We start from the raw sequence: 759 nt of genomic DNA on the forward strand, positions 1-759 counted from the left end.
ATAAGATGCTAAATACTCAGTGCCATAAATATACTCAATTAAAACTCTGCCAAAGAAATAAATTAATAAAAAAACCAAAACCCCGTACAAAGTTACTATGCGAATAGAAGTTATTATAACATCATACTTATCTTCACTTTTTATTTTATAAATAATTGCAGTACAAAAAGCTGTCACAACAAATGAGAATGGCTCTGTTATCTGCACAGCAACAGAATATATTGCAACATCTTGATAACTTAATAGATTACTTATAACCAACACATCTAGTTTTGTAGATAGAATGACAAAAAGAGAAGTTAACAGAAGTGGCCATATTTTTCTGAAGACATCTATAACATCTCTCACACTTATAAATAACAACTTATAGCTTTTCCATTTCCTTAAAGTAAAGTAAAAAGCAAAAAACAGTAGTGGCTGAAAAGTTACAATAGAATAAAAAATAAAGCCATTAAGATACAAAATAAATGAAAATAATACGACCAAAGAATATGATACTACAATAGACTTAAAAGCAAGCTCTCCTTTAGCTTTAGACTTCAAAAACAAAATACCAAAGTTAATTAATTGAAGAAAATAACTTAATGCAATGGAGAAGTACAAAATATTACTTACAACATCACCTGGTCGTGATAATAAGTAAAATAAAATAGTAGCAGAGGTATAAAAAAACACTCTGAGCGTGTATATTTTATTAATATATAGCTCATCTTCGCTTTTATCAGACATTAAATTTATTAAATAGGGATCATTACAGAG

At 27.7% G+C, this 759-nt stretch carries 1 protein-coding gene; it reads right to left on the bottom strand.

Features of this window, described 5'->3' with window-relative positions; translation table 11 throughout:
- Nucleotides 1-729, bottom strand: a 729-nt coding sequence (locus L1D46_RS20795) for a hypothetical protein (protein WP_239978182.1), incomplete at its 3' end; no start/stop codon positions are given.
- Nucleotides 730-759 lie beyond the last annotated feature (30 nt).

It is taken from the genome of Pseudoalteromonas sp. Isolate3 (genome assembly GCF_022398505.1).
GTDB classification, from domain to species: Bacteria; Pseudomonadota; Gammaproteobacteria; order Enterobacterales; family Alteromonadaceae; genus Pseudoalteromonas; species Pseudoalteromonas apostichopi.